The 22983-nt window shown below is 62.7% G+C and carries 19 protein-coding genes; 7 read left to right on the forward strand and 12 right to left on the reverse strand.

What is annotated here, in order from left to right; genetic code table 11:
- Positions 1-20: 20 nt before the first annotated feature.
- The 3 genes from sufC to EB230_RS22520 all read right to left on the reverse strand — a co-directional run bounded on the left by sufC (position 21) and on the right by EB230_RS22520 (position 3672).
- Positions 21-776 (reverse strand): Fe-S cluster assembly ATPase SufC, encoded by a 756-nt coding sequence (sufC, locus tag EB230_RS22510; RefSeq protein ID WP_172373982.1) that lies wholly within the window; start codon positions 774-776, stop codon positions 21-23.
- 27 nt (positions 777-803) lie between these two features.
- Positions 804-2321 (reverse strand): Fe-S cluster assembly protein SufB, encoded by a 1518-nt coding sequence (sufB, locus tag EB230_RS22515; RefSeq protein WP_096445255.1) that lies wholly within the window; start codon positions 2319-2321, stop codon positions 804-806.
- A gap of 187 nt (positions 2322-2508) precedes the next feature.
- Positions 2509-3672: a cysteine desulfurase family protein gene (locus tag EB230_RS22520; protein WP_172373983.1), complete on the reverse strand. Its 1164-nt coding sequence runs from the start codon at positions 3670-3672 to the stop codon at positions 2509-2511.
- A gap of 241 nt (positions 3673-3913) precedes the next feature.
- On the opposite strand from EB230_RS22520, the gene EB230_RS22525 reads away from it, so the two are divergent.
- Positions 3914-4588: an alpha/beta hydrolase gene (locus tag EB230_RS22525; RefSeq protein WP_027042409.1), complete on the forward strand. Its 675-nt coding sequence runs from the start codon at positions 3914-3916 to the stop codon at positions 4586-4588.
- 21 nt (positions 4589-4609) lie between these two features.
- The gene (locus tag EB230_RS22530; RefSeq protein ID WP_172373984.1) at positions 4610-5260 is read left to right on the forward strand and encodes an FMN-binding negative transcriptional regulator; all 651 of its coding nucleotides are present in this window, start codon (positions 4610-4612) and stop codon (positions 5258-5260) included.
- An 18-nt stretch (positions 5261-5278) separates the two neighbouring features.
- On the opposite strand, the gene EB230_RS22535 is transcribed toward EB230_RS22530, so the two are convergent.
- From EB230_RS22535 to EB230_RS22550, 4 genes are all read right to left on the reverse strand, one after another.
- Complete coding sequence (locus EB230_RS22535; RefSeq protein ID WP_246738838.1) at positions 5279-5968, reverse strand: phosphatase PAP2 family protein; 690 nt, start codon at positions 5966-5968, stop codon at positions 5279-5281.
- A 157-nt stretch (positions 5969-6125) separates the two neighbouring features.
- Positions 6126-7775, reverse strand: a complete 1650-nt coding sequence (locus EB230_RS22540; RefSeq protein WP_172373986.1) for a glycosyltransferase family 39 protein — start codon at positions 7773-7775, stop codon at positions 6126-6128.
- Positions 7776-7815: 40 nt separating this feature from the next.
- Positions 7816-8148, reverse strand: a complete 333-nt coding sequence (locus EB230_RS22545; RefSeq protein ID WP_056562293.1) for a lipid-A-disaccharide synthase N-terminal domain-containing protein — start codon at positions 8146-8148, stop codon at positions 7816-7818.
- A complete protein-coding gene (locus EB230_RS22550; RefSeq protein WP_056562295.1) occupies positions 8141-8875 on the reverse strand; it encodes a glycosyltransferase family 2 protein in 735 nt (244 codons plus the stop codon). Before EB230_RS22550 ends, EB230_RS22545 begins: the two co-directional genes overlap by 8 nt.
- A gap of 369 nt (positions 8876-9244) precedes the next feature.
- Here EB230_RS22550 and tyrS point away from each other — a divergent pair, with 369 nt between their 5' ends.
- On the forward strand, positions 9245-10498 hold the full coding sequence (gene tyrS, locus EB230_RS22555) for a tyrosine--tRNA ligase (protein ID WP_056562298.1): 1254 nt from the start codon (positions 9245-9247) through the stop codon (positions 10496-10498).
- 98 nt (positions 10499-10596) lie between these two features.
- Here the strand turns inward: tyrS and EB230_RS22560 are convergent, their stop codons facing one another.
- Complete coding sequence (locus EB230_RS22560; protein ID WP_172373987.1) at positions 10597-13977, reverse strand: DUF3971 domain-containing protein; 3381 nt, start codon at positions 13975-13977, stop codon at positions 10597-10599.
- Between the two features lie 95 nt (positions 13978-14072).
- On the opposite strand from EB230_RS22560, the gene EB230_RS22565 reads away from it, so the two are divergent.
- Positions 14073-14540, forward strand: a complete 468-nt coding sequence (locus EB230_RS22565) for a peroxiredoxin (protein WP_056565414.1) — start codon at positions 14073-14075, stop codon at positions 14538-14540.
- A 31-nt stretch (positions 14541-14571) separates the two neighbouring features.
- Here EB230_RS22565 and EB230_RS22570 read toward each other — a convergent pair whose 3' ends face one another.
- Positions 14572-15714: a GNAT family N-acetyltransferase gene (locus EB230_RS22570; protein WP_056562303.1), complete on the reverse strand. Its 1143-nt coding sequence runs from the start codon at positions 15712-15714 to the stop codon at positions 14572-14574.
- Positions 15711-16706, reverse strand: coding sequence for a sterol desaturase family protein (locus tag EB230_RS22575; RefSeq protein ID WP_056562306.1), 996 nt, complete (start codon positions 16704-16706; stop codon positions 15711-15713). Before EB230_RS22575 ends, EB230_RS22570 begins: the two co-directional genes overlap by 4 nt.
- Before the next feature lie 303 nt (positions 16707-17009).
- Here EB230_RS22575 and EB230_RS22580 point away from each other — a divergent pair, with 303 nt between their 5' ends.
- Entirely contained in the window at positions 17010-18314 is a 1305-nt protein-coding gene (locus EB230_RS22580) for a M23 family metallopeptidase (RefSeq protein WP_056562309.1), read from the forward strand.
- A gap of 92 nt (positions 18315-18406) precedes the next feature.
- On the opposite strand, the gene EB230_RS22585 is transcribed toward EB230_RS22580, so the two are convergent.
- Complete coding sequence (locus tag EB230_RS22585; RefSeq protein ID WP_056562312.1) at positions 18407-19645, reverse strand: amidohydrolase; 1239 nt, start codon at positions 19643-19645, stop codon at positions 18407-18409.
- Positions 19632-20810, reverse strand: a complete 1179-nt coding sequence (locus EB230_RS22590; RefSeq protein ID WP_172373988.1) for a M24 family metallopeptidase — start codon at positions 20808-20810, stop codon at positions 19632-19634. The genes EB230_RS22585 and EB230_RS22590 overlap by 14 nt, the downstream gene beginning before the upstream one ends.
- Positions 20811-21028: 218 nt before the next feature.
- Between EB230_RS22590 and EB230_RS22595 the strand changes: the two genes are divergently transcribed.
- Together EB230_RS22595 and EB230_RS22600 are read left to right on the forward strand one after the other, a co-directional pair.
- Complete coding sequence (locus EB230_RS22595) at positions 21029-22195, forward strand: ROK family transcriptional regulator (RefSeq protein ID WP_056562318.1); 1167 nt, start codon at positions 21029-21031, stop codon at positions 22193-22195.
- The gene (locus tag EB230_RS22600; protein ID WP_056562321.1) at positions 22192-22956 is read left to right on the forward strand and encodes an ATP-binding cassette domain-containing protein; all 765 of its coding nucleotides are present in this window, start codon (positions 22192-22194) and stop codon (positions 22954-22956) included. The genes EB230_RS22595 and EB230_RS22600 overlap by 4 nt, the downstream gene beginning before the upstream one ends.
- The last annotated feature ends 27 nt before the right edge of the window (positions 22957-22983 follow it).

A 22983-nucleotide genomic window follows, 5' to 3' on the forward strand; every position in this document is an offset into this window, starting at 1 on the left:
TGACCTTGCCTTCTGGCATCTCACGCGGCTTCGCCGATCACGCCCGCATAGCCATTGGCCTCGAGGTCGAGCGCCAGCGACTTGTCACCGGACTTGATGACTTGGCCCTTGTAGAGCACGTGCACGCTGTCGGGCACGATGTGTTCGAGCAGGCGCTGATAATGGGTGATGACCAGGAAAGCCCGGTCCGGCGCGCGCAGCGCGTTGACGCCGTCGGAAACGATCTTCAGAGCATCGATGTCGAGGCCGGAATCGGTCTCGTCGAGCACGCACAGCTTCGGCTCCAAAAGCCTCATCTGCAGGATCTCGGCGCGCTTCTTCTCGCCGCCGGAGAAGCCGACATTGAGCGGCCGCTTCAGCATGGCCATGTCCATGCTGAGCGAGGCGGCGGCTTCCTTCACGCGCTTGAGGAATTCCGGGATCTTCAGCGGCTCCTCGCCGCGCGCCTTGCGCTGCTCGTTCATCGCCACTTTCAGGAATTCCATGGTCGCCACGCCCGGTATCTCCATCGGATACTGGAAAGCGAGGAAGATGCCCGAAGTCGCGCGTTCGGCCGGATCCATTTCGAGGATCGACTGGCCATTGTACAGGATGTCGCCTTCGGTCACCTCATAGTCCTCGCGGCCGGCGAGGATATAGGACAGTGTCGATTTGCCCGAGCCGTTCGGCCCCATGATCGCGGCGACCTCGCCGGCTTTCACCGTCAGGTTCAGGCCGCGGATGATTTCGGTGCCGTCATCGACGATGCGGGCGTGCAGGTTTCTGATTTCAAGCATTCTTTTGTTTCCTGAATATCTGTCCGGTCAGCCGACCGAGCCCTCGAGCGAGATGCCAATCAGCTTCTGCGCCTCGACGGCGAACTCCATCGGCAGTTGCTGGATGACGTCCTTGACGAAGCCGTTGACGATGAGCGCGATGGCTTCCTCTTCGGGAATGCCGCGCTGCATGACGTAGAACTTCTGGTCCTCGGAAATCTTGGACGTCGTCGCTTCGTGCTCGAACTGCGCCGTCGAGTTCTTGGCTTCCATGTACGGCACGGTGTGCGCGCCGCACTGGTCGCCGATCAGCAGGCTGTCACAATTGGTGAAGTTGCGGGCGTTGGTCGCCTTGCGGTGCGCGGAAACCTGGCCGCGATAGGTGTTCTGCGAGAAGCCGGCGGCAATGCCCTTGGAGATGATGCGGCTCGACGTGTTCTTGCCGAGATGGATCATCTTGGTGCCGCTGTCGACTTGCTGATAGCCGTTCGAGACGGCGATCGAATAGAACTCGCCGGAGGAATCGTCGCCGCGCAGAATGCAGCTCGGGTATTTCCAGGTGATCGCCGAACCGGTCTCGACCTGCGTCCACGAGATCTTCGAACGGTCGCCACGGCAATCGCCGCGCTTGGTGACGAAATTGTAGATGCCGCCCTTGCCCTCGGCGTCGCCGGGGTACCAGTTCTGCACCGTCGAATATTTGATCTCGGCATCGTCGAGCGCCACCAGTTCGACCACCGCGGCATGCAGCTGGTTCTCGTCGCGCTGCGGCGCCGTGCAGCCCTCGAGATAGGAGACGTAAGCCCCCTCCTCGGCGATGATCAGCGTGCGCTCGAACTGACCGGTGTTCTTCTCGTTCATGCGGAAATAGGTCGACAGCTCCATCGGGCAGCGCACGCCCTTGGGTACGAAGACGAACGAGCCGTCGGTGAAGACAGCTGAATTCAGCGTGGCGTAGAAATTATCCGATGTCGGCACGACCGAGCCGAGATATTTCTGGACCAGTTCCGGATGCTCGCGAATGGCTTCCGAGATCGAGCAGAAGATCACGCCGGCCTGCGCCAGCTCCTTCTTGAAGGTGGTGACGACGGAGACGGAATCGAACACCGCGTCGACGGCGACACGGCCCGACTTGTAGACATTGTCGCTGGGCTCCTCGAGATCGGAGGCATCGGTCTTCTGCACGCCGGCGAGGATTTCCTGTTCCCGTAGCGGAATGCCGAGCTTCTCGTAGACCTTCAAGAGCTCTGGATCGACATCGCTGAGCGACGACGGGCCGGGCGTGCTCTTGGGCGCAGCGTAATAATAGATGTCCTGGAAATCGATCTTCGGATAGTGGACGCGCGCCCAGGTCGGCTCTTCCAGCGTCAGCCAGCGCCGATAGGCTTCCAGGCGCCATTCCAGCATCCAGGACGGCTCGTCCTTCTTGGCCGAAATGAAACGGATGATGTCTTCGCTCAGGCCCTTGGGGGCCTTGTCGACAGCGATCTCGGTCTGGAATCCGTATTTGTATTGGTCGACGTCGATCTTTCGGACCCGATCGATCGTGTCCTGCACAGCAGGCATATGCGTTCTCCATCCACGCCGGGGTCAAGGCCCGACAGTTTTCAAACTATGGCACCGCCGATATGAACGCCCAAGAAGCGCTCGCGGCAGCGTAAGTTCCATATAGTGCGCCTCGACCGAAAATTCACCCGGCCAGCATGAAACGCACGGCTCTACCAGGCCGAAAGGCCCAAAATCGTCCAACCGCTCAAGCGGCCTTTTCCTTACCCGCCCTACGAGCGGCAATACCCGCCAGCGCACTGCGGAACAGTTCGACGTCCTCGGCACCCGTCGCCGGGCCAATAGACACACGCAGGGCGCCGAGACTATCGCCGTAGCCCATGGCCTTCAGCACATGGCTCGGTCCGACCTTGCCCGACGAACAGGCTGAGCCGGCCGACAGCGCCACGCCGGCGAGATCAAAGGCGATCTGCGCGGTTTCGGCCTTGACGCCCGCAATAGCGAAGAATGTCGTGTTGGCAAGCCTTGGCGCGCCGGTTCCAAAGATTTCCGCGTCCGGGACCAGCATTTTGACGATTGCCTCGATCTCGTCACGACGCTCGCGCACCATATCGATCGTCGGCAGTCCGGCCACGGCCTCGCATGCGGCGGCGCCAAAGCCTGATATGGCGGCGAGGTTTTCCGTGCCCCCGCGATGGCCCTTTTCCTGGCCACCGCCATTGATCAGGGGCTTCGGCATCATCAGATCGGCGGCAGCAACAATGGCGCCGACGCCCTTGGGGCCGCCAATCTTGTGCGAAGACAGAATCAGATAATCGGCGTAACCCGCTGACATGTCGATGGAAACGCGGCCGGCGGCCTGAACCGCGTCGACAACCAGAATGCCGCCTGAGGCTTTGACAATCGCCGCGATCCGATCGATCGGCTGGATGACGCCCGTCTCGTTGTTGGCGGCATGGATCGCCACCAGCGGGAGGCCATCGGCCTTGTCATGACCGGAAAGCGCCGTCGCCAAGGCCGCAAGATCGGCAATGCCATCGGCGTCGACGCCGATGCGCGTCATTTGCGCCGCCGGAAAGCGCCCGCCATTCAACAGACAGGGATGATCGGCCTCGCAGACGTAAAGCCGGCTCATGCGCACGCTGCCGCGCCCCATCCGCCAATCGGGGGAGAGCAGCGTCGAGGCCGCCTCCGTCGCGCCGGAGGTGAACACGACATGTTCGGGCCTGGCATTCACCAATGCCGCGACCTCGCGCCTTGCCGTCTCGATCAAGCGCCGCGCGGCCCGGCCCTCGGCGTGAACAGACGAAGGGTTGGCCGCCACATCAAGTGCCGCGACCATGGCCTCGCGCGCCGCTGCAAGCAGCGGCGCACTGGCATTGTAGTCGAGATAGGCACGTTTTACGGCCATTTTCGTCCAGTTGATCCTGTCAGAAGCCATTCGGTCGTCGTATGGCGTTATTTCCTTGAAATTCCAAGGCGAGCCGTCCTATTTACGCGGCTTGCGGCGCGGGTGGCCGGGCTCGACGTCTGGCCACTCAGTTTTGAATAGTTCTAAACTAGCTTCTAAGAAGACGCTCGCCCTGCGTCAAGGCCAGAGGAAGACACGTTCCCGGGCGCCGCGCATTCGTATTACCTAAGTGGAGTATTTCATGCCTGAGGTCATTTTCACCGGTCCGGCCGGTCGCCTGGAGGGACGCTACCAGCCCTCCAAGGAAAAGAGCGCGCCGATCGCCATCGTTCTGCATCCGCACCCGCAATTCGGCGGCACGATGAACAACAAGATCGTCTACGACCTCTTCTACATGTTCCAGAAGCGTGATTTCACCACGCTGCGCTTCAATTTCCGCGGCATCGGCCGCAGCCAGGGCGAGTTCGACCACGGCACCGGCGAATTGTCGGATGCGGCGGCCGCACTCGACTGGGTCCAGTCGCTGCACCCGGATTCCAAGAGCTGCTGGGTCGCCGGCTACTCCTTCGGCTCGTGGATCGGCATGCAGCTTTTGATGCGCCGTCCGGAGATCGAAGGCTTCATCTCGATCGCGCCGCAGCCCAACACCTATGACTTCTCGTTCCTGGCGCCCTGCCCGTCATCGGGCCTCATCATCCATGGCGATGCCGACAAGGTGGCGCCGCCGAAGGATGTGCAAGGCCTGGTCGACAAGTTGCACACGCAGAAGGGCATCACCATCACGCAAAAGACGCTGCCCGGTGCGAACCACTTTTTCGCCAATGACGCCGACCTGCTGATCGAGGAATGCGCCGACTATCTCGATCGCCGGCTGGCGGGCGAATTGTCCGATCCGCGGCCGAAGCGGCTGAGATAAACCGGGAAGGCGCCAGCGCCGATGTACGAGCCTCCTCATTTCCAGGAAACCCGACCCGATGTCCTGCACGGACTGATCCGGTCGCATCCGCTCGGCATGCTGATCTCGAACGGCCCTGACGGTCCGGTCGCCGACGCCATTCCGTTCCTGCTCGACGCCGGGGCGTCGCCGAACGGCAGGCTGCGCGCCCACCTGGCCAAGGCCAACCCGCACTGGAAACTTATTGCGGGAAACCCGTCATCACCGGTGCTGATCGTCTTCCAGGGCACCGACGCCTATGTGACGCCCTCCTGGTACGAGACCAAGCGCGAGACCGGCAAGGTGGTGCCGACCTGGAACTATGCCATCGTCCAGGTGCGCGGCACGGCAAAGGTGATCGACGACCAGGACTGGCTGGCACAGCAGATCGCCGACCTGACCATATCTCAGGAAGGCCCCCGCGAAGCCCCTTGGGCGGTGACCGATGCGCCGCCGCCCTTCATCCAGTCACAGATCAAGGGCATCATCGGACTGGAGATCGAGATCAGCGAGATCCATGGCAAGTGGAAGGTCAGCCAGAACCGTCCCGTCGCCGACCGCGCGGGCGTCGCGCAAGGGCTCGAAAGCGAAACGGCCAATTCGTCCGACATGGCTCGCCTGGTGAGATCCTACGGCGGACTGGACAGCAATTAGACCAATCCACCCTGCGATTTATCTTTCCGGAGCAACCAACCGGAACGATGCTTTGCGGACCGGCAATCCCGACTGCGTCGGCCGGAAGATGAAGCCGAGACGAGCAAACACCACCCCGCAGGCGAGCGCGAAGGCGCAGCCGAGGCCGAAGCCGGCGACCGTGTCGCTCGGATAGTGGGCGCCAACGAAGACCCGGGTCGAGGCGATGCAGGCCGTCACCGCAAGCGCCATATACCAGCGTCGCGGAAACAAGAGCAGAAGAACGCCGAACACCGCGCCCATCGTCGTGGCATGGCCGGACGGAAAGCCGGCGAAGCGTGCATCGAAAGCAAAGGGATGCAGGGCCAAGACACCAAAATCCTGGAAGTAGAGCGGGCGGGCCCGGCCGATCGCGTATTTCAGGACATTGACCGTCAGGCCGGACAGGCCGACGGCGCTCAGCACCAGGAAAGCCAGGCAGGTCCAGTTGTAGGCCAGCATCAATGATCGCCTCGAGAGACTTCGCCAATCGATCAGATTGGCCGCGACAAGCAAAAGCGCGGGCGGAATGAGATACCAGCCGCCGAGGCCGAACTGCGTGAAAAAGTCGGCCAGACGGACGAATCCCGGCGACCATTGATCACGGAGCATCCCCGCCGGGGTGTCGAGACGGACAAACGCGGCCGCCGTCAGCAGAACCCAGCCCAGGCCCCAGACCGACCATACCATGTTCGGGTATCTGGCGGGGCGGGCAGCAAAGCGCCCTCTCACGATCCGCATCGTGTCGAGAAAATTGTCGACCGACCGGCGCCCTGTCCCCAGGAGCCTGCCAGAAACGGGTGGGCGCGATTTCACGAGCATTGGGAAGTCGACCTCATCGCCGAAGTCATTGCGCGATACGATAAAGGCCGAGCGACAATTTGTCTCCCGACGAATAGTTGAGGCCGTCGATTTCGGCGACGCGGTTCACCGATTTGCCTCGCACCGACAGCATGCCATTCAGCTTCTGCTCATCCTCGATCGGCGCCAGCCCCAACGCGCAGCCCGGATCGGCAAGCAGATGTTCCGCCACCCCGCCAATATCGGTCAGCACCGTCTTGGTGCCGACCAGGAAGACCAGGCTCGGTTCCTGATAGCGCGCCGAGGCCAGCACCGTCGTGTCGCAAGCCTTGTTGGCAAGCACCGCCTGCCTGATCGCCGGGCTCAGCCATATCGGCTTCAGGGATGGAGCGATGACGCCGAACAGCAAGGCATAGGTGATGCCGGCACAGGCGGCGGTGGCTCCGATGCGAGGCAGCGGCACCTGCAACTGTCGCGAAAAACCCAGGTAGCCAGTGCCGAGCGCGGCAGCGGCGGCCGGAATGCTCCACCAGGAAAATGTGTGGGTGAGATAGATCGGCGCTCCCATACAAACCGCCGCCAGACCAAGGCTGACCACGGCCAGACCGAATGCGGTCGACCACCACAGCCATTGCTGCCAGCGCTTGAGCGGTGCATTGGCATCCTGCGGCTGCAGCGTCAGCAGCCAGCCGATCAGCAGCGCCATGCCGGGATATGCCGGCAGGACATAGTGCGGCAGCTTCGTCGGAATGAGCTCGAATACGAGCCAGAAAGGGATGTACCAAGCGAGGCAGAAGCGCAGCCTGGGATCGTCGCGCAGACGGTTGAGGGCCTGGAGGCCGGCGCCGACCGCGATCAAGCCGAAAGGCCACATGAATAGCGAATAGGTCAGCATGTAAAAGCCCGGCGGCAGGCCGTGCGATTCCTCGCCCGACGCGACCTTGCCAAGCATGTCCTTGCCGACAGCCTGCTGCAGGAAAGCACCATGGCTTTTCCAGGTGATCGCGGCGAGCCAGGGCAGCGCAATCACCACGACCAGCAACAGGCCGCGTCCAATCCTTAGTTTCGACAGCCAGCGCCCATCGCGCTCGAAGGCGAACAGCACCGCGATGGTCAGCGCCGACAGCAACGGCGCAATCGGCCCCTTGATGAGGATCGCCGCCCCTTGCGCGATCCAGAATATCCACCAGAGGTGCCCGGCGACCGGTTCGTTGCGGCGCGCTGACAGGTAGATCTGCGCCAGCGCGCCTTGCGCCGCCACACAGCAGGCAAGCAGCATCGCATCGGTCTTGGCATCGCGGCCCTCGAAGGCCGTGGCGAAGATCGCCGCCATCACCAGGCCGGCGGCGAGGCCGGCATTGGCGCCGAAAAGATTGGTCCCTGTCCAGGCGATCGCCAGCACCGCAATGGCAATGCCGAGCGCCGAGACCGTGCGGTAGACCCAGATCGGCGCTTCGGCCCCCTTGCCGCTCAAGGTCACGGCGGCAGATTGCAGCCAATAAATACCGATCGGCTTCTGGTAGCGCGAGGCTTCCTGGAAGCGGATGTCGACATAGTCGCCGCTCTCCGCCATCTGCTTGGTGGCCTGGACGAAGCGCGACTCGTCCCGGTCGATCGGCGGCAGGGACGCCAGCCCCGAAACCGTCATCACCAGGCTGAACAGGAAGAGAAAAATGTAGTTCCTGTTCAACGCCATGCTCGAGCCTCTCTGGTCATTTCTTGATGGGACAGGCCGCTCAATCCACCTTGGTCATCGCCGCCTTGCGCTCATTGGCGATCAGCCAGAGATTCCTGATGTAGATGAACATGCCCATGGCCTGGCCGGCGATGAACACCGGATCCTGGCGCTGGATGGCATAGATCAGAAGCAGGCCGCCGCCGAACAGGGAGAAGAACCAGAAGGCCACCGGCACCACGCTGCGCTTGGCCTTTTCCGAGGCGAGCCACTGCACGACGAAGCGCATGGTGAAGAAAAACTGGGCGATGAAGCCGAGCAGGACCCACGCATCGAATTGCTTGATGAAAACCTGGTGAAGCCACGTCGCCAGTTCCTGAAGCACGTTAAACACGCTTGATTTCCTCTACTTTTGGCATTCTGCGGCGCCTGCGGCGCAGCCACCAGACACCGCCGAGATCGAGCGCGCCCTGCAGGCCACGGTCGAAAATGCCGTAGTTCGACTTGCCGTGCCGCCGCGAGCGGTCGACGACGTCGCAATGCACGACGCGATAGCCCTCCTGGATGACCAGGGCCGGAACGAAGCGGTGCGTGCCGTCGAAAAACGGCAGCTTGCGCAGGATATCGGTGTGTACAGCCTTCAGGCCGCAGCCGGTATCGCGCGTCTCATCATGCAATATGGCGTTTCTCAGCCAGTTGGCGAAGCGCGACGCCAGCTGCTTGACCTTGCTGTCGCGGCGCTTGAGGCGCTGCCCCTGGGCGGCGCCGAAATCGGGGCCGGCCCGCCGCAAGGCGTCCACCAGCACGGGGATGTATTGCGGATCGTTCTGGCCGTCACCGTCGATCGTGGCAACGATGCCGCCGCGCGCCGCCCAGGCGCCCGAACGCACGGAGAGGCTCTGGCCGGCGGATTTCTGGTGCCGCAATTCCCGTACCGGAAAGGAGCGAAGGGCCGCCTGCTCGGTCAGCACGGCAGCCGTCTCGTCGGTCGAGCCGTCGTTGACGATGATCAGTTCGAAGTCGCGCCCGGCCATCGCCGTCTCGATCTCGTCGATCAGCAGCGGCAGGTTTGCCGCCTCGTTCCTGCAAGGAATGACGATGGATATCAATGCGTCCGGCATGTCGCGTCGGGGCTCTGTCGTCGGATATGGCATTCCTGGATGCCGTGCGGTGCCGCTCGAGGTCGTGGGCTGCAAGAACCTTTGGCGCGGCGCCTCATTACGCCAGCCGAAACGATGAAGCAAGCATTGGTGCCGGACGGCGCGACGCGCCGTTTCAACAACCGGTGATCATCAGGACATCTTGTGGTCCTTCGGGCGCAGGCGAGCGGATGCAAAACCGGATTCCACTTTTGCTGATCGCGAACTCCTGGTTGCCGCGCGATCGAACGCAAAACCGGATTCCACTTTTGCTGATCGCGCTTGGATGCTAAACGCGCCCGTTCACATACGCCCGCGCCGGACCGGGCGGACGCTTTCGGGAAAGAAACCATGCCTGCCTTCAAATCCGATTTCCTGCGCACGATGAGCGAGCGCGGCTTCATCCACCAGATTTCGGATGAGACCGGCCTCGACCAACTTTTCGCCAAGGAAACGGTCACCGCCTATGTCGGCTACGACGCCACCGCCACCAGCCTGCATATCGGCAATTTGATCTCCGCGACCATGCTCTACTGGCTGCAGGAGACGGGGCACCGGCCGATCGCTCTGATGGGCGGCGGCACGTCGATGATCGGCGACCCGTCCTTCCGTGACGACCAGCGCAGCCTTTTGACACCCGAGGCGATCGCCACCAACATCGAGGGCATCAAGCGCATCTTCGGCCGCATCCTGCGTTTCGGCGACGGCCCGAACGACGCCATAATGGTCAACAATGCGGACTGGCTGATGAAACTCAACTATGTCGAGTTCCTGCGCGACGTCGGCCGGCATTTTTCCGTCAACCGCATGCTGACCTTCGACAGCGTCAAGCTTCGGCTCGACCGCGAGCAGTCGCTGTCGTTCCTCGAATTCAACTACATGATCCTGCAGGGCTATGATTTCGTCGAACTCGCCCGGCGCCAGAACTGCCGCCTGCAGATGGGCGGTTCAGACCAGTGGGGCAACATCATCAACGGCGTCGATCTCGGCCATCGCATGGGCACGCCGCAGCTTTACGCTTTGACCACGCCGCTGCTTACGACATCGTCGGGCGCCAAGATGGGTAAATCGGCGAAGGGAGCGGTCTGGCTCAATGGCGACCTCTTCTCGCCATATGATTTCTGGCAGTACTGGCGCAACACCGAGGACGCCGACGTCGAGCGCTTCCTGAAGATATTCACCCGCCTGCCCCTCGATGAGATCGCGCGCCTGGCGGCGCTCGGCGGCTCCGAGATCAACGAGGCCAAGAAGGTGCTGGCCACGGAGACGACGGCGATCGTCCATGGCCGCGAAGCGGCGCAGCTGGCCGAGGAAACCGCGCGAAAAACCTTCGAAGAAGGGGCGCTTGCCGACACATTGCCGACCGTCAAGGCCGACAAGGCAGCGCTGGAGGCAGGCGTCGGCATCCTGTCGCTGCTGGTCACGGCCGGGCTGGCATCGTCCAATGGCGAAGCGCGCAGGCACATCCAGGGCGGTGCGGTTCGCATCAACGACCAAACGGTCAGCGATGATCGCCGCATGGTCACGCTTCAGGATCTGAGTCCGGAAAACGTCGTAAAGCTTTCACTCGGCAAGAAAAAACACGTTCTGGTGCGGCCAGGCTGAGGCCGCCTGCAGCCGTTCACCATTTCACGGAATCCCAGGGGAAAGCGCCAAGCGCTTTTCCCGGAAAAAATCCGTTTCACACTTTTCCTGGAATTGTTCTAGCGATACTCGAAGATCGACCGGAAGATGCCCGGCGCGATCACCGACAGCGGGTTGACGTCGAGCACCGGCTTGTTGGCATTGCCCCTGAGCCGGTAGGTGACGCCGATCAGGCCGCGATCGCGGCCGTTGCCGAGAAGCGCGCCGACGATGGGCAGTTCGCCGAAGATGCGGTTGAGGCCATAGACCGGCATGAAGGTGCCGGTCATGTCCATATTGTTGTTCTGGTCGTAGAGGATGCCCTGGAACGTCGTGCCGATGCGGGGGCCGCGCAGCACGCCATTGGCCAGCTTCAGATAACCGCTGCCTTTCTCGATCTCGGCATAGCCGCGCTCGAACTTCACCCGCGACGTATCGAGATTGCCCTTGACCGCCTGGTTGAGGCTGCGGTTGTCCCCGGCCGGCGTGGTCGAGACGATAGAGGCCAGTTTCGGTTCATTGACGATGAAGAAGTTGCTGGTGTCGACCTTGCCCCTCATCGGTCCGTCGCCCGCTCCCGCCAGCGCCAGGGTGATCGACCCACCTTCCATATGCTCGTATATGTTGAGAAATCTCAGGATAGCGCCGGCATCCGCCGACTGCACGTTGAGCGAGCGCCGACCGTCGCCGGCAGTGTTGCTGACTGCTATGGCCGCGCCAGAACTGGCCGTGGCGCTGACCTTCAGGCCGTTCACCCTTGAACCGGCCGCGCTGTAGTCCAGCTTCAGGTTGGACAGTTGTTCGTCGTGGAAACCGGTAAGCTGCCCGACGTCGGCGCTGACGGAAATGTTGTCTGTCCCCGTGGTCTTGGTTGCGGTGTCCACATCCGACATGAACTGCTTGATGAGCGATCGGGCGTCGAGCGCATTGCCATTGATGTCGACCGCGTAGCCCTTGCCCGACCGCTTCACCGAAATCGCGACATCGTCACCCCTGTTCAAGGTGACCTTGCTGAATTTTGCCGACGACAGGGCGCCGTTGACCAGCACGATGCCGCCGTCGATGGAGAATGTTTTGCCATCGAGGTTGAAATCGGACAGTGTCGTGGTGTCACCGGACTTGGTCATGACGAAGGTGACACTGGCCGGGACCCCTGCCCCCTTGCTCCAGCCGGCCCAGGGAATGTCCAGCCTGGCATTGGTCAGGTCGGCCGACACATTCTGATTGCCGCTGCCGCTCTTGTCGATCGCGACTTTCACCGTTCCGCCCAGCATCGGCGTCAGGCCGGGCATGGCGGCGGCGCGGATCTTGTCGTCAAGCACCAGGGCCACCTTGCGGCTGCGCGGCGGCCCGTCATCCGCCAACGGTTCGACGAGGTCGAGTTCGGCAGGAATGTTGTTCAGCGACGCCTTGGCGGAAATCACCGCCTTTACAGGGTCGACCGTGATCGAGCCGTCGGCATCGGTGACGGTCTGTCCCTCGAACGGCTTGGCCAGCGACAGGCCGGTGTAGTCGAGGGACACCAGCCAGTCGAGCTTCGAGGTGTCGACGCCGGACTGCAACGGAATGTCGGCCCTGACATGGCCGGTAACGCTGCCGGACAGGTCCTCCGGCAGGAAGCCGACATGGCGCATGGCGTTGATCGGTTCGTATGAGGCGAGTTCCGCGACAGCCGACGCCTCTCCCTCCACGTCAATGTCGAGTGCGCCGATGACCGGCGGGTGGTTCGCCGCCTTGACCGACAGTGTGCCGTTGCTGGCCGCCACGGTGCGGCCGCTGGGCATGAAGACGGTGCCCGATGAGAGCGAAATGTCGACGTCGTTGCCGTGGAAGGCGACGACGCCGACCGCGTCGCGTATCGGCGGAATGCGGCCTGCCGTGTCGAAGCGAGCCCCCTCGATCTGGAAGCGGCCGAACACTTCGTCGGCCGAAAGCGGAACGCCGTTGCCGAGGCGATCCGGCACGACCTGGAACTGAAGATTGGCATCGACGACGCGGCCGCCGAATAGATTGTCCAGCACCCAGAGCCGCGCGTTGCGCGCCGAGAACCACGGCCACAACTGCTTGACGTGCGAGACCAGCATGTCATGGACGTTGAGCGCAAGATTGACACCGGGAGCCTTGCCGTCAACGAATTCAACGGCCGCGGTGCCAAGCACCTCGCCGGAAGCGTCGGATCGAACCGCGATCTGCTCGGCCACCAGCTTATGGCTCTTGGTCTGATAGACGCCGGCAATGCGGGCGATGAATGGCAGCGCGGGCTCGGGCGATTCCGATGGCGCCAAGGTCGAACCGTCGCTGGTCAGGTCATAACGATAGGAGGGTTCCTCGCCCGCCTCCCCTGTCGCCGGCTTTGGCCCTATAGAGCCGCCGAAATTGAAAGAAGACCGGCCGGTTTTCAGAAGCAGCCTGTCGACCTGGATCTTGTTGCTGCCATGGACAAGCGTGGCATCGACATCGAAATCGGCCGGCAGCAGGCCGCGCGTGCCAAGATCAAGCACGGACCCGGCGGACGAGATGGCGGCTGTCAGCCGCGATGCATTCGCGCCGGATCCTTCAGAGCCGGTCAGCTTCAATGCGACCGCACCCAGCTTCCCGGCACCGGCCGCGGTGTTGTCGGCAGCCGCCAGGTCGATGTTCGCGGTCAGCGCCGTCACGCGGTGCGCCGCGATATCACGGGTGGCGGAAGCGGCAAGGGTAACCTTTCTGCCGTCGACATTCGCCTCGGAGGAAAACTCCATACCGCCCGGGCCCGACTGCACGACGGTGGCGTCGGTGATCGTGACCAGCTTGATCGCCCCGGTTTCGGGCAACACGAATTCGACATTGCTGAGATCGATCCGGCGCAGCGAATCTTCCCGCACGGCGTCGAGCGCCTGATGGATGTTGCCGAACACCGCGTCGGACAGTTTCTCGGGATCGACGAGGCCATCCTCATTGCGCAAGCCGGCTGTCCAGTCACCGCCCGACGGCATCGCGGCCGTGACGATGCGCGCGTCGGAGATCCTGGCGCTGGTCAGCCGCACCTCCCCCCACAGCAGTGGTATCAGGCGCATGCCGAAGCGAACACGGCCGGCATCCGCCATCGGCTTGCCATCCGATGTCTTCAGGCTGACGTCGCTGACCTGAAGCGCGACGAAGCTCGAACTGTCGAGCGTGATGCGCGCCGGCCCGACAGCGACATGGACATCGACGCCGGCAAGTCTCTCGATGGCGATCTCGGCTTCCGCCCGAAGCCGCTCGGAGCCGATGCCGGACGCCCCGACCAGATAGACGACGACCGCTGCCAGCAGCACGAGGCTGACAACGCCGGCGAACACGCGCGAAAGGGTGCGGAAGCCGCGGCCGATCGACGCCTGACCGAGCGGCGGCACGCGGCACGCGGACGGCAAAGCCCCCAGGTCGGTGATTTCATCCCGCCTGAACCTGATCTTCTCGTGCTGCGGTTGCTCCTGATCCACGCCATCTTCCGTTGTACAAATTCGCTCGTGGACGAATCCCCGCTCGACACTATATCGGTGTGGCTTCGCGCGTAACCTCAAACAAGGGCATCGATATGGCTGACCTCGACGTGGGCGATCTTGCGCCGCAATTCGACCTGCCGCGAGATGGCGGCGGTTCGCTCAACCTGGCCGCATCGGCCGGCAAACCCGTGGTGCTCTACTTCTATCCGCAGGACGACACCACAAGCTGCACGCAGGAGGCGATCAGCTTTTCACAGCTGAAGCCGGACTTCGAGAAGGCCGGTGCCGTCGTGATCGGCCTGTCGCCCGATCCCGTCAAGAAGCATGACAAGTTCAAGTCGAAATACAATCTCACCATCGATCTCGCCGCCGACGAGGAACGCAAGGTGATCGAAGCCTACCATCTCTGGGTCGAGAAATCGATGTATGGCCGCAAATACATGGGCGTCGAGCGCGCGACGTTCCTCATCGGCCGCGACGGGCGGATCGCCAGGATCTGGCGCAAGGTCCGGGTCAAGGGCCATGCCGAGGAAGTGCTGGAAGCCGTTCGCGCGCTTTGAACGCGCGATGGCAGGTTCACACGAGCCGACCTTACTCGTCTGACGCCTCCGCCTTCGGCTGCCGCCGCGCCCGCCAGGATTTCGCAACATGGTTCGCATGATCGGCCAGCGCGGCGAGATGGCCGCGCAGACCACGCGCGCCCATCATCGACCACAGCGTGACTGATTCAGTGGCGAAGCGGCGCTTGAAATCCTCGCCGCCGCAGAGAAAATCAACCTTGGCCAAGCCACGGTCGAGCGACCACTGGATGTAGTCCATCATCAGTACCATGCCCGGTGAGGCGCGCTCGTATTCGGGATCGTAGGTGGTGACGAAAGCCATCATCGTGCCATGCTGCTCGAAATTGATGGAGACGGCGATGATCGTGCCGTTAAGCTCCAGCACGAAGATGCGCAACAGCCCGAGTTTGGCCAGCACGGAAACAAGCGCGGCAAGAACGGGCGAGCCCTCGTCGAACAGGTCCGAGACGCGGCCATGCCGGGCAAGCCAGAGGCGCTTGAGCGCAGCAACCCGCGCGAGCACGGGCTCGCGCGGCTCGTCCGCATCCAGCAGGCGGAAACGCAATTCGCCGCCTTCCTCCATGAACTTGCGGCCACGGCGGTAGTTCTGCCGGGCCTTCTTGGACAGTGTCTCGAACCATTTCGCCCCACCCTGCCAGGGACCGGCGACGCGATAGCTGATTTCACTGCGGTGGTTGGGCCGTAGTGCCTTGCCATGGCGCGAGGCCGGGTCCAGCAGAGCACCAACACCGGCATCCGGCAGCAGACGGTTGAGATAGACCAGGTCGAAGCCACCCTGATCAAGGACGTACTGCCAGAGCCGGGAGAGCGCCTGCGGATTACAGTCCGGGGCCAGCAGCGCGTCGCCATAGTCACTGTGATCCTTCGCCGCCCATTCGAGCATGCGGATCCCGGAGCGCTTGAAAGTGGCGAGCGCAATCACGCCATCGAGCCGGTCGCCGTTCCAGGCCAGCCCGATCCTGAGCGTGCGCAGTTCCTGCTGCGGGGTCGTGCGCCACCAGGCCGCGATCCATTCCGGGTGCTGGAAGACCAGCCCGTCGACGCGCCGCCAAAGTGCGCTCCAGGCCGGCGTGATCTCGGCCAGCCGCTCCGCCGATGTCACGACTTCGAAGGTGCGTGTCCGCGGGATGGCGAGCACGAAAGGAGCGTTCATGGCCGTGTTCCCTCAGATGACCGTGAGGTCCTTGGTTTTCCAGGCCGCATGCGCCTGGCGATATGCCTCCACATCCGCTTCAGCGGCATGAGATAGAGGCCGGCGAGTGACTGATAATCGCGCACATCGCGGTCGATCAGTCCGAACTTGAAGTCCTCGTCGGGCTTCGGCACGCACAATGTTCCGAACAGCCGGTCCCAGAACGAGAACAGCAGGCCGAAATTCTTGTCGTAATGGCGTGGATCGGTGCTGTGATGCAACTGGTGCCAATGAGGACACAGGATCACATTGTTGAGCGGGCCGAACGAGATCTTGAAATGCGTGTGCCTGACGAAATCCATCATCAGGATGTTGCGCATGACATAGACGTTAACGCCAAAGACGGTCAGTTCGACAAGGTTAAGCGAAATCAACGACCAGATGCCGAAGCAGACGCCGACGATGAGGCCATCCCAGGCCCGATTCATCAGCTCGTCGAGCGGATGGACCCGATCCTTGGTGATCCCGACCATCACCTCGGCCGAGTGATGCACCTTGTGCAACTCCCAAAGCAGCGGATAGCGATGCTGGGCAACGTGATAGAGATAGTAGGAAATATCGTAGGCGAGCAGCATGGTGATGGTGAAGACCAGCACCGTCACCGGCCCCGCCGGCCCCTCGATCAGGGGCGGCTGGAACTGGAAGAGTGTCGAAAACAGCCAGTTGGTCGCGTAGCCAACCGCGGTGACGAAGACAATGCCGGCAGGCAGCATCAGGAAGGGCATCAGGGCCTTCTTCGTTACCCAGAACAGCAGATCGGCCTTCGCCGAGGGATGGGTGATGGCCTCGTGCGGGATGGCGAACTCGAAAAACTCCTTCCAGCTCTTAGTCTCGACCGTGCGCCAATAGGCCACGAGCGCGCTGACAAAGGCAGTCAGCAGCAAAAGCCCCGTCGCCAGCAGACCAGTGCCCGAAATCTTGTCGAGGATCTTGCCAACCAGATCGCTCAGCATTCCCATAACCATAATGAATCCCAAACCCCGGCACGCTTTTACTCGAAAACCGTCAACTAAAAGCAATCGAAGACAGTTAAGAAACTAACCTCTAACGCGCGAGCGTCAGTCGCTTCTCCTGCCAGCAAGTTGATGCCGATTGCCAGGGATTTCGCGACACCGGGCCTCAACTTGGCGGTTTTCATGCAACTTCCCGCCCGTTCCGCGTGCATTCGCCTCCGCGCATTCAATCCCGCAAAGCTTTGTTAACCTTAATAATGTGTAGTCCGACCGTCGTGATGTCGTAAACGAAAGCTTGGTCCCGTGAACGCAACCGGTCAGTCCGCAGTCTTCGGCAGGCGCAAGGAACCTCACACCGTCATCATCGCGCGCGGCAACGAGATCAGGCATTTCACGATCCGGCCCTGGCTCGCGGCATTCATCGGTTCGGCACTCGCCGCCATTGCCATCGGCTACCTGCTGGCCACGTCCTATCTCGTGCTGCGCGACGACCTGATCGGCGCCACCACCGCGCGCCAGGCGCGCATGCAGCAGGCTTATGAAGACCGCATCTCGGCACTTCGCGCCCAGGTCGACCGCATCACCAGCCGCCAGCTGCTCGACCAGCAGCTGATGGAAACCAAGGTCAGCGAACTGCTCGAACGCCAGACACAGCTCAGCCAGCGGCACGGCCGCCTCGGCCCGCTGCTCGAACGCGCCGAGAATGAGGTTGGAACGGAACCCGTGGAGGATCCCGCAACGGCTGCCAAGCCCGACAAGCACGCCGACGTGACCGGCAGCATCAGCCAGCCGGCGCCGAACTACGCGGTCGCCAGCCTGGGCGTCGACCTGGGCGCCGCCGACACCAGGCCGTTCTCCTTGTGGTCGACCCGTACCGATCCACTGCCCAGCGATTCCGCAGCGGATCGCGCGGACAAGCTGTTCGTTTCGATCAACCAGTCGCTGAAATCCATCGAGAACGAACAACTCACCCGCATCAGCACGCTCGCCGACAATGCCTACAAGAGCGCGGATGCCATCCAGCAGGCGCTGGCGGCGGCCGGACTGCCGGTCGACAGCGATTTCGGCAAGAACGAGAGCGATGTCGGCGGCCCGCTGATCCCGCTCGACAGTTCGATGATCTTCGACAGCAAGGTCAAGGAACTGGACGAAGCCCTGGATACGCTTGACCAATTAAAGAAGGAAGCGCGCCGGCTGCCGCTTGCCAACCCCGCCCCTGGCCACTCCGTCACCAGTCCGTTCGGCGTGCGCACCGATCCTATCCTCGGCACCGCCGCGCTGCACTCGGGAATGGACTTCAGGGCTCCCATCGGCATGGCGGCCAAGGTCACGGCGCCCGGCATTGTCACAAAGGCGGGCTGGAACGGGGGCTATGGCCGCATGGTGGAGGTCGACCACGGCAATGGTTTTGCGACCCGCTATGGACATCTGAGCGAAATCGACGTGACCGTGGGCGAGAAGCTGGACGCCGGCGCCATCGTCGGCAAGACCGGCAGCAGCGGCCGTTCCACCGGCCCGCATCTGCACTACGAAGTGCGCCACAACGGCGAAGCGATCGATCCCCTCCGCTTCCTCACCGTCGGCAAGAAAGTTGCCCAGTATCTCTGAGGCGCGCAAGCCCGGGTTGGATCAGCAATATTGAACATGCATCTCAAGGGCTGTCATGAAAGCCATGCATGAACCGGTCTTTGATCGTCTGATCAGTCTGTGCTCCCCGGCTGTATCGACAGAAATCCGGTCGCCGCCGCAATCAGCGTGGCCGCACCAATCTTCAAGGCGGCCTCGTCGACGCGAAATTTGGGATGGTGAAGCGGAAAGACCGAGCCAACCTGCTCATTACGGATTCCGAGCCGGAAATAGACCGATGGGCGCTTCTCGCTGTAGTAGCCAAAATCGTCGGCAATGGCCCATCCGGGCGTGTTGAGGACATTGTCGGCGCCGATGCAGGCCTTGCCGCTGGCGACAACCAGTTCGGCCATCTCGGCGTCGTTGACGACCCCAGGTTCGCCCTTGTGTATGGCGAGTTCCACACTGGCGCCGTGGCTCGCTGCCGTGCTCTCGAGGATTTCGCGAACACGCCGCCAAGCCCGCTCGCGGGTTGCATCGCTGCCACTGCGGATGGTCCCTTTCAAGGTGACCTTGCCGGCGATAACATTGTAAGCGCTGCCGCCGTTGATACCGGTGACTGAAATGACCAGCGGATCGTAGGGATCAATCTCGCGCGAGACGATCTTCTGCAACTCGCTCACCATGGAGCAGGCCACGGCGATCGCATCGATGCCCTCATAGGGCTTTGCCGCATGGGCCGCCTCGCCGATGACGACGGCATCGAACGTATCGCACGCCAGCGTGTAGGGACCAGAGCGCACCGCGATCTTGCCGGATGGCGTATACGGATCGACGTGAAGGCAGATCGCGGCGTCGATATCGTCGAGCAGCCCCTCCTCCACCACACGTTTGCCGCCCGAGGGCGAGTCCTCCTCGGCCGGTTGAAAGATGAGACGCACGGTGCCGCCAAAATCGGCCCTTGATTGATGGAGGTGCGCGGCAACCGCGAAGCCCATCGATGCGTGGGCGTCGTGGCCGCACGCATGCATCACGCCGGGATTTGTCGAGGCGTAGTCGACGCCGGACTCTTCTTCGATCGGCAAGGCATCGATATCGGCGCGAATGGCAATCTTTCGATTTGACGGTTTGCCGGTGCCGACAATATCGACGGCCAGGCCAAAGCCCGCGACATCACGAATATCGGTTATTCCCTCGCCGGCCAGCTTTTGCCTGAGATAACGCTGCGTGTCGGCCTCGCGGTTCGACAGCTCGGGATTGCGGTGCAGATGGCGCCGTATTTCGATCATGCGGTCGAGAAGCCCGGCGTCGATGTCGACCGCGCCGGGACCGGCGACATCGCCTGCCATGGCCGAACCCTCAGGATTTGACATGGATCTCTCGCGGGAACTTCGTCAGGGTCTCATGGCCGGTTTCGGTTACCAGGATGGTCTCGGAGACCTCGATGCCCCAGCCATCCATCCACATTCCGAGGATGGAATGAAGGACGTTGCCGGGTTGAAGTACCGTCTTGTCGCCGGGCCTGAGGCTGATCGTGTGCTCGCCCCAATCCGGCGGATAGGCAACGCCGATGGAATAGCCGATGCGCGATTCCTTTTTCAATCCGTAGCGCTGGATGACCTTGCGCCACGCACCCTCGACCGCTTCGGCCGATGTACCCGGCCTGACCGCATCGAGAACCGCATCCATGCCCTCGATCACCGCCTTCGCCGTGTCCGAGACACGCGCCGGCGTCTTGCCCAGTTGCATCGTTCTTGCCAGTCCGGCCGCATAGCGGCGGCATACACCGGCCAGTTCCAGCGCAATCGTCTCGTTGTCTCCAAACCGCCTGTCGCTCCACATGATGTGCGGGGCCGAGGCATTCTCGCCGCCGAGGATTGTCGGCGGAAGAGCGGTGATGTCGCCCGCGAAATCCCGGCTGCCGGCGATCTGCGCGGCCTGGATGGCAGCAATGGCATCGCATTCGCGCACACCAGGCGCGATCACGTCGAAGGCCCGCGCCACGGCCGCCTCGGCCAGGGTCGATGCCTTGCGCAGATAGGCGATCTCGGGTGCCGATTTGACCGCGCGGATCCAGTTCACCAGAAGGTCTGCATCGTGCCATTTGGCGTTGGGAAGGCCGGCGACGAGCCTGGCATGTGCCTTTGGCGAGAAATAATAGGCTTCGAGCTCGATGCCGATATGTCTGGCACCCCATCCCCTGGCGGCGATCCAGTTCGCGATCCAGTCCATGGGGTGGCGATCGGCCCGCTGAACATGATCTTCCGGGAAGCCAACCACGTTCTCGGGCTTCATCCATGCCGTCAGAAGACCACCAGCCGCATCCATGGCGCGCCCGATCCAGACCGGCTCGACCTCTTCCAAGGGAACCAGCACCACCTGCGGCGTGTAGAATGACCAGCCATCGTAGCCGGTGATGTAATGCTGGCTGGCAACGTCGTTGACGACAAGTAGCTCGAGACCGCGCCTCGCCATCTCGGCGCGGATCTTGCGAAGCCGCTGCTGGTATTCGTCGCGGGCAAACGGCAGTTCGATCATCTCTACTCCATGCTCTGTTCAACGGGTTGCGAGGCTTGCCCACCATTGAAGCGTTTTCCCATGACGGCAATCGGCCAAGGGCGACAGGTGAACAGGTCCTAGGCCGGGTATGCCTACGCCCCATCGGGCGCTTGGGATGCCGCTTCGATTTATTTTTGAATTCCATTTGACTGAAAAAATCTTTGGTGCGAACCTTGCGTCAACCGAGGGCGCAAGGCATGGCATTGCGGGGGACCAATCAGGAGTTCGGGCGGCCGTACAACCGGCGCATCGTGCTTGAGTCCATCCGCCTTCACGGACCGATCGCCCGTGGCGAGATCGCCAACCGCGTCGGGCTTACCGTCCAAACGGTCTCGACCATCGTTCGTGAATTGGAAGAACAGGGCTACATCCTCTCGGTGCGCGAAGAGCCGAAGGGGCGCGGCCTGCCTCCTGCGACGCTGCGGATCAATCCCGAGGGCGGCTATGCAGTCGGCATCCACATCACCCCGCTGGGCATCAATGCCGCCTTGATCAATCTGAGTGGCGACGTGATCGAGAGCACCTATCGCGAAGCCCCGAACGCGACGCCGGACCATGCCTTCGACCTGATCGGCGCGATGGCGATCGAATTGACCAGGTTGCGGGCTGGAGGACGGGTGCTTGGGGTCGGCCTGGCCCTGCCCGGACCATTCGGCGTCGAATCCATGAGTTTTGTCGGCCCGACCACCATGAGCGGCTGGAAGGATGTGGCGCTGCGCGAGCGGCTGGCGGCCTCGACAGGGCTGCCGGCCTTCTTCGAAACCGACATGGCTGCGGCGGCCATGGGCGAGCGGCTCTACGGCCTGGGCGCTCAATTCTCTGAATATTACTATCTCTATTTCGGCGTCGGCCTAGGCGGCGTCATGGTTCATGACGGCAGCCCGCTGCGTGGCGCCTGGGGAAATGCCGGCGAGGTCGGGCACATCCCTGTCGTTCCCGGGGGCGAGGCCTGTCCTTGCGGCAACCGGGGTTGTCTCGAAAGATACCTCTCGCTCGAGGCGCTCCGACGCTGGAACGGCAGCGAGGCCGATTGGGTCGCGGAAGTCGCACCGATCTTTCACAATGCCATTGCCGTCATCGAGAATCTCTTCGACCCCGAAACGGTCATCCTCGGTGGGCTGGCATCCACCGACCTGCTCGAACGGCTGGCTGGCTCGACCGAAGGTCTCCACAACTCCGTTTCCGCGCGCGAGGACCGCACGACGCCCCGGGTCATGGTCGCACGGGGCGGCCAGCATTCGGTATTGCGCGGTGCCGCCGCCCTCGCGGTTTCCGGAGTGCTGTCGCCCCGCTTCGGCCAGATGTTCACGGCCGAGCGCGAACGCGGCCGCGATCTCCTCGCGCCCAAGGAGATTGCCGCATGAGCGAACCGCTGCTGGTACTCGACAACGTCACCAAGAACTACGGCGCGATCGAAGCGCTCAAGGGAATCAGTTTCTCCATCGGCAAGGGTGAGGTCGTCGCGCTGCTCGGCGATAACGGCGCCGGCAAGTCGACGCTGGTCAAGATCATCGCCGGCGGGCTGGAGCCGACCTCCGGCCGCATGCTGTTCGAGGGCAAGGAGTTTCTTGCCAGGTCGCCGGCCGAGGCGAAGGCGGCGGGCATTGAAACCGTCTACCAGGACCTGTCGCTGTGCACCAATGTCGATGTGGTGGCGAATTTCTTCATGGGCCGCGAGATCACCAGGAAAGTCCTGGGCATTCCCGTGCTCGACGAGCGCGCCATGGAGGCCGTCGTCGCGAAGGCGCTGGCCAGCGCCGGCACCCGCATTCCATCACTGCGCACCAATGTCGAGCACCTCTCGGGCGGCCAGCGGCAAGCCATCGAACTCAACCGGTTCGTGCATTGGGGCGGCAAGCTGGTGCTTCTCGACGAGCCGTTCGCCGCCCTTGGCGTCGAGCAGACGCGGCGCGGCCTCGACATGATCCGCCAGGTGGCGAGCCAGGGCATCGGCGTCGTCATCATCACCCACATCATGCAGCAGGCTTTTCAGGTCGCCGACCGAATCGTGGTGATCCGGCAAGGTGTCGTGGCCGGCGATGTCGCCAGAAACAAAACAAGTCCCGATGCGGTGATCAACATGATCACCGGCGAGACGCTTGCCGGTGCCGGACCGGCTGGCTGAGGGACAAAAAGAGGGGTCCGGCTCAAC

The sequence above is a fragment of the Mesorhizobium sp. NZP2234 genome (assembly GCF_013170765.1).
GTDB lineage: Bacteria > Pseudomonadota > Alphaproteobacteria > Rhizobiales > Rhizobiaceae > Mesorhizobium > Mesorhizobium loti_D.

Bases quoted from the DNA above. Each gene is read 5' to 3' on its own strand.
- sufC (WP_172373982.1), bottom strand. From the start codon at position 776: ATGCTTGAAATCAGAAACCTGCACGCCCGCATCGTCGATGACGGCACC.
- sufB (WP_096445255.1), bottom strand. From the start codon at position 2,321: ATGCCTGCTGTGCAGGACACGATCGATCGGGTCCGAAAGATCGACGTC.
- EB230_RS22520 (WP_172373983.1), bottom strand. From the start codon at position 3,672: ATGGCCGTAAAACGTGCCTATCTCGACTACAATGCCAGTGCGCCGCTG.
- EB230_RS22525 (WP_027042409.1), top strand. From the start codon at position 3,914: ATGCCTGAGGTCATTTTCACCGGTCCGGCCGGTCGCCTGGAGGGACGC.
- EB230_RS22530 (WP_172373984.1), top strand. From the start codon at position 4,610: ATGTACGAGCCTCCTCATTTCCAGGAAACCCGACCCGATGTCCTGCAC.
- EB230_RS22535 (WP_246738838.1), bottom strand. From the start codon at position 5,968: ATGGTATGGTCGGTCTGGGGCCTGGGCTGGGTTCTGCTGACGGCGGCC.
- EB230_RS22540 (WP_172373986.1), bottom strand. From the start codon at position 7,775: ATGGCGTTGAACAGGAACTACATTTTTCTCTTCCTGTTCAGCCTGGTG.
- EB230_RS22550 (WP_056562295.1), bottom strand. From the start codon at position 8,875: ATGCCGGACGCATTGATATCCATCGTCATTCCTTGCAGGAACGAGGCG.
- tyrS (WP_056562298.1), top strand. From the start codon at position 9,245: ATGCCTGCCTTCAAATCCGATTTCCTGCGCACGATGAGCGAGCGCGGC.
- EB230_RS22565 (WP_056565414.1), top strand. From the start codon at position 14,073: ATGGCTGACCTCGACGTGGGCGATCTTGCGCCGCAATTCGACCTGCCG.
- EB230_RS22570 (WP_056562303.1), bottom strand. From the start codon at position 15,714: ATGAACGCTCCTTTCGTGCTCGCCATCCCGCGGACACGCACCTTCGAA.
- EB230_RS22575 (WP_056562306.1), bottom strand. From the start codon at position 16,706: ATGCTGAGCGATCTGGTTGGCAAGATCCTCGACAAGATTTCGGGCACT.
- EB230_RS22585 (WP_056562312.1), bottom strand. From the start codon at position 19,645: ATGTCAAATCCTGAGGGTTCGGCCATGGCAGGCGATGTCGCCGGTCCC.
- EB230_RS22590 (WP_172373988.1), bottom strand. From the start codon at position 20,810: ATGATCGAACTGCCGTTTGCCCGCGACGAATACCAGCAGCGGCTTCGC.
- EB230_RS22595 (WP_056562318.1), top strand. From the start codon at position 21,029: ATGGCATTGCGGGGGACCAATCAGGAGTTCGGGCGGCCGTACAACCGG.
- EB230_RS22600 (WP_056562321.1), top strand. From the start codon at position 22,192: ATGAGCGAACCGCTGCTGGTACTCGACAACGTCACCAAGAACTACGGC.